Genomic DNA, 5,100 nt, shown 5'->3' with positions numbered 1-5,100 from the left:
TGATCTTCGTTCCTGATCATCTCGACCTCCTCGCTCATCGAGGGGGTCAGGTCCTCATGGCGTCAGGGGGTCAGTTTGCCGTGTCGCCTGACACCTGCTCTCGGGAATCGACTGGCGGATGCCGCAGGAGAGTTGGCGTCCGAGCGCTCTGGGCTGAGGATAACGCGTTACAGCGCTTGAAGAATATGCTCTTCTCTCAAGCGTGCCGAACGCGCCCGCCCTCCCGCCGCTTCCCACCGATCTTGCCGCCGCGCATGCCATGATCCTGGCCGAGCTGGCGGCCCGGCTCGCCTCGGAGATCGCGGTCGAACGGCTAAAGCTGGAGGTCGCCCGGCTGCGGCGAGAACGGTTCGGGACCTCCTCGGAGCGCAGCAATCTGAACTGATGCGGTGTATGCCTGACGGTTGTATCGGAACCGATCATAAGGGTCATCGACGACGACGATCAGCATGTTGGCAGTTGATCTGTCGAAGGGCAGCTTTCAGGTCTGCGCCGTAGGTCCGGACGGGACCTGTGTGTGGATGCCCCCTGTTTGGCAAGCATGATCTTTGAGGTTTCGGCGGGGTCTTCGATCGGACGTGTGTCAGGCCTCACGATGTGGCCTTCGATGACGCCACGGGCAGGTATGCTGTTCGGAAGGCTGGGTTCACATCGGTTCAGAGAGCTGCATGCGCTCGAGCCCCGGGTCTGAATGTCCTTGCCTTGAACTTTGAAGTCCGTGTCGCCTACTCCCCGTCGATCGCTTGCCCCGGCCTCGCGGCCACGACGCACCTTCGCCCGCTCGGGGCTCCGGTCACGCCATCCGGTAATCTTCCTGCTTCGTCGTCACGGCCCAGATCGTCCGCGCCATCTTCGGTTTGCGCGCGACGAGGGTCGTGAGCCAGCGGTTCGCGCTCCCTCCCTTGCGAACCACCCAGCGGATCACGCTCATTGCCCCGACGATAAGCAGCCGTCGGATATCGGTCTGCCCCATCTTGCTGACGGAGCCGAGCTTGGCCTTGCCGCCCGTGGATCGCTGCCGCGGCCCGAGACCGAGGCAGGCGGCGAAGTTGCGTTCGCTGTCGAACGTGTCGAGATCTGGAGCGAAGGCGGCGACGGCTCCTGCGGTCACCGGCCCGATCCCCGGTATGGTGCATAAGCGTCGCAGATCGGCATCCGTCCGCGAGGTCGTCTCCAGTTCGTCGGCCAGCCGCTCAATCACCTGCGTCAGCCCCGCGATCTGGTCGAGATAGATAGTCCCTATCGCTCGCACCGCGACGGGCAGATCGGCGACCTCGACGGCCAGAGCCTCATCCAGCACCTTAAGGTTTGCCGGCCCCTTCGGAGCGACAACACCGAATTCGGCCAGATGGCCGCATAGCGCGTTGATCAGCTGCGTGCGCTGACGGACCAGACACTGATGCGTCCGAAACGCCACCGCACGGCCCTGCGTCTCGGCGCTCTTAACCGCCACGAAGCGCATCCTCGGGCGCGCGGCCGCCTCGGCGATCGCCTCCGCGTCTGCACGATCGTTCTTCTGACGCTTGACGAACGGCTTCACGTAGACCGCCGGCACCAGCCGGACCTCGTGACCGCTCGCCTGGGCCACACGACCCCAGTGATGCGACGTCGCACAAGCTTCCATCGCCACGACGCAGGCCGGTTGATCGGCGAGGAGTAGGGCAAATCGAGCTCGCGACAGCGCGCGGTTGTAGAGAACCGTCCCGTCCGAACCTACGGCGCAGACCTGAAAGCTGCCCTTCGACAGATCGACTGCCAACATGCTGATCGTCATCATCGATGCCCCCTATGATCGGTTCTGATACAACCGTCAGGCATACGAGATGCCGGTCGGTGGGGGGCATCCACCGCATCAGTTCAATGCCCTCCTGAGGGACGACCGCACTTGGCAACAAAAACTCGCTCGAGCAAAACGGATACTTAAGCGCACGATGTTCGGTCGCGCCAGCTTCGCACCGCTTCGCCATCGCCTCACCGCGACCAAACTTGGCGTTCCGCGCCACACGAAGTGCGGAAGAACCACGTTGTACGCGGCGTTGACACGGACCGCGATCCTGCTGGCATAGTTGGTGAAGGGGTGATAACCGCCACCACGCTGCAAGCTGCGGCCTTACAAGACTCAGTTCGTGCCATTCCTGACCCCAAATCTGATAAGGATCAAGCCGAGCGAAACGATGTGATCAATGCAATTCTGACAACGAGTAAGACGGCGTGAAGCGAGAAACCGCGGTATGGAGCCCAGTTTTGCTGGGAGCTGGCCATAAACGGCCGTCCACGTAAGGCAGCAGCCTAGGAGCCTGCAAAAAGGAGGGAGCGATCGCGAAAAGACGGGAAGAGTTTGGTGCCGAAAGGCTTTGGCATAGTCAGAATCGACAAAATTCCACCAGAACTGTTCGATGCCGACTATATTTTATTTAATATTGGCACGCGAGACAATCAATGAAATTCCACCCGACTCATGAAATCGTAACTGATGAAAACTTCAATGAGGCCCGATATCTAGCCGCCAATCCGGATGTAAAAATTTCGGGAGTCCAGGCATGGTTTCATTTTGACAAAGCAGGAAGAAAAGAACGGAGAAAGCAGTTAGCCATTGACACCAGGGACCGAGCCTTAAAATACAAGCGATTTAGGCACGTACTACAGAAGCCCCACGGGGATGATCCAGAAGCAAGTTTTCCCATCGTAACCAGCGACAACCTCTATAATATCGATAATTACGCGGGCGAGAGCACAAACAACAGCCACGCGTGGTTCGATGAGGAAATAATTTCAAACCCGAAGAAAAATTATCTTGATCTTGGCTGCGGATTGCGAGACAGAACTTTTGACAATTGCCTATATCTTGAAGTATACAACTCAATATCAGCTGATCTTGTAGTTGCGCCGTGTTGTCCTTACCCGATCCGAAATGATAGTTTCGATGGCATAGGTTGCTTCACTGTACTAGAGCACACTCGTCAGCCATGGCGAGTTGTTTCAGAAATATATAGAATTCTAAAGCCAGGCGGAAAGGCTTTTATAGATTGGCCCTTTTTACAGCCCGTTCACGGCTATCCATCCCACTACTTTAACGCAACTCGGGAAGGTTTGAAAACTTTATTTTCAGATAATGGGTTCATTATTGAAATTTGTGAAACTCAGAATCATAATACAATTTCATATACGATCAGCTGGATCTTGCGTACCATGTGCGCAGGATTGCCCGAAGGTAGAACCCGGCGCGCATTTGAAGGCATGACAATTCGTGAACTCATCGAGCTGGAGCCCGACAGTCCAAAGTGGAATCAATTTATAAGCGTTCTTGACGACAAAAAAATCGAGGAACTTGCATGCGGCAATTTTCTACTTGCGGCAAAACCAGAGACATAAAATTGGTTCCGGCCCATGCGCAAGGATATTTAATGTTTTAGCCCCTTGCATTGGGGCGCATTTACCCAACAACATGCCCAACGTCACGCTATACGCGACGCTCGGCCAATTCCAAAAATCGATCCGCGTGTACTGCGGTGCTTACGTCCGAGCCATTGGACCGATATCGAGATTGCTAGGCGGGCCGAATGACCTGGCCACAGCTAACCTGTCCGGCAATTTGAAACGAGCCCAATGAGCGACTGTCTCGCCGGTCAAGCGGTTTGCCATGGCGTTCCGTCCCTCAGGATGGCGTTGAGGATGGTGATCAGCTTCCGAGCAGTGGCTATCAGAGCAACGAGCTTGGGCTTGCCGGCCGCGATGAGCCGGTCACGGAAGGTTTTCAGCGCGGCGTTGTGACGGCTGGCCACGAGGGCGCCCATGAACAGCGCCGTGCGGACGGGCGCGCGACCGCCCGCGATAAAGCTCCTGCCAAGCCACTGACCGGATTGCCGCGTCCAAGGGGCCAAGCCGACCAACGCGGCGACTTGATCCTCCCTCGGTGTCGCGGACACAGGGAGATCATTTCGTGGTCCTCTCGGCTTGCTCGGGCGTGAGATAGCCGAGTGCCGAGTGGATGCGTCGCCGATTGTAGTAGCCCTCGATGTAAGCGGACAGATCGCGCCGCGCTTCATCTCGGGTCGCCCATCGTCGCTGATGGACGAGCTCGACCTTGAGCGTGTGGAAGAAGCTCTCCATTGGGGCATTATCGTAGCAGCAAGCCGTGCGGCTCATCGACGGCTTCGCCCTCATACCGGCGAGCTGTCTCCGGTAGGCCTCGGCTGCGTACTGGCTGCCGCGATCCGAGTGGCAGATGAGCCCGGCGGCCGGCCGCTGCCGCTGGGCGGCCATCATCAATGCCGCTACGCTCAGCTCGGCGCGCATGTGATCGCGCATCGACCAACCGACGATCTTGCGCGTGGCCAGATCGAGGACGGCGGCCAGGTACAGCCAGCCCTCGCCGGTCGGCAGGTAGGTGATGTCGGCCAGCCAGACCGTGCCGGGCCGCGCGGCCGAGAAGTCCTGCTTCAGGAGGTTTGGGGCGATCGGAAGATCGTGACGGCTGTCGGTCGTACAGGGCCGGAACCGACGCCCCGCCAGGGCACGGATGCCGTGCCGGCGCATGAGGCGCTCCACCCGTCCGCGGCTGACAGACCGGCCCTCGGCCCGCAGGGCGGCATGCACGCGCGGGGAGCCGTAGCGCCGGTGATGAGCGGCATGGATGCGCCGGACGTCGTCCAGGAGCTGGCGGTTGGAGGCCGAGCTGGCGCTCTCAGGCCGTGACCGCCATCCGTAGAAGCCGCTGGGTGAAACTCCGAGCACGCGGCACATGAGACGCACCGGCCAGGTCCGCGCATGCTGCTCGATGAAGGCGAAGGTCACTTGGGCATCTCCGCGAAGATGCCGATGGCTTTTTTCAGCACGTCGCGCTCCATGCGCGTACGGTCGAGCTCCCGCCGCAGTCGGGCGATCTCGGCGGCCTGATCGGACGGGGACGCAACTGGGCTTGGTGGCGAGGCGCCCGTCGATCCAGCAGACCGCGGCATGGGTGAGGCCCCGTTCAGCGTGGCGCGCCACTGCCTCAGCATCGAGGGCTGGATCCCAAGCTCGGCCGCGACCTGCATCTGCGGCCGGCCGCTGCTCTCCAGCAGGGCGACCGCTTCGCGTTTGAACTCGGGCGTGAACTCT

4 protein-coding genes and 1 pseudogene are annotated in these 5,100 nt (G+C 59.8%); 2 read left to right on the top strand and 3 right to left on the bottom strand.

Going from position 1 to position 5,100, the window contains the following annotated elements; genetic code table 11:
- Positions 1 to 202: 202 nt before the first annotated feature.
- Positions 203 to 385, top strand: coding sequence for a hypothetical protein (locus BMY19_RS31115; protein ID WP_170863089.1), 183 nt, complete (start codon positions 203 to 205; stop codon positions 383 to 385).
- Positions 386 to 793: 408 nt separating this feature from the next.
- On the opposite strand, the gene BMY19_RS30210 is transcribed toward BMY19_RS31115, so the two are convergent.
- Entirely contained in the window at positions 794 to 1,777 is a 984-nt protein-coding gene (locus tag BMY19_RS30210; protein ID WP_100253888.1) for an IS110 family RNA-guided transposase, read from the bottom strand.
- Between the two features lie 662 nt (positions 1,778 to 2,439).
- On the opposite strand from BMY19_RS30210, the gene BMY19_RS30205 reads away from it, so the two are divergent.
- A complete protein-coding gene (locus BMY19_RS30205; protein WP_100253887.1) occupies positions 2,440 to 3,372 on the top strand; it encodes a class I SAM-dependent methyltransferase in 933 nt (310 codons plus the stop codon).
- Between the two features lie 254 nt (positions 3,373 to 3,626).
- On the opposite strand, the pseudogene BMY19_RS30200 reads toward BMY19_RS30205, so the two are convergent.
- Both BMY19_RS30200 and BMY19_RS30195 read right to left on the bottom strand, forming a co-directional pair.
- Positions 3,627 to 3,902 (bottom strand): annotated as a pseudogene (locus BMY19_RS30200) (transposase); the annotation flags it as partial.
- Positions 3,903 to 3,933: 31 nt separating this feature from the next.
- Positions 3,934 to 5,100 (bottom strand): IS3 family transposase gene (locus tag BMY19_RS30195; RefSeq protein WP_100253886.1). Its coding sequence is split into 2 segments (ribosomal slippage), with 1,168 coding nucleotides annotated over them: positions 3,934 to 4,823 and positions 4,823 to 5,100; the frame shifts between segments, so codons are not numbered across the junction. This gene is flagged as partial in the annotation.

It is taken from the genome of Methylobacterium sp. UNC300MFChir4.1 (assembly GCF_900110155.1).
GTDB lineage: Bacteria > Pseudomonadota > Alphaproteobacteria > Rhizobiales > Beijerinckiaceae > Methylobacterium.
Note: the sequence above shows the minus strand (reverse complement) of the source record. Positions and strands in the feature narration are given on the sequence as shown.

What these genes read in the sequence shown, in the direction of transcription:
- BMY19_RS30210 (WP_100253888.1), bottom strand. Translation starts at nt 1,777, where the DNA reads ATGATGACGATCAGCATGTTGGCAGTCGATCTGTCGAAGGGCAGCTTT.
- BMY19_RS30205 (WP_100253887.1), top strand. Translation starts at nt 2,440, where the DNA reads ATGAAATTCCACCCGACTCATGAAATCGTAACTGATGAAAACTTCAAT.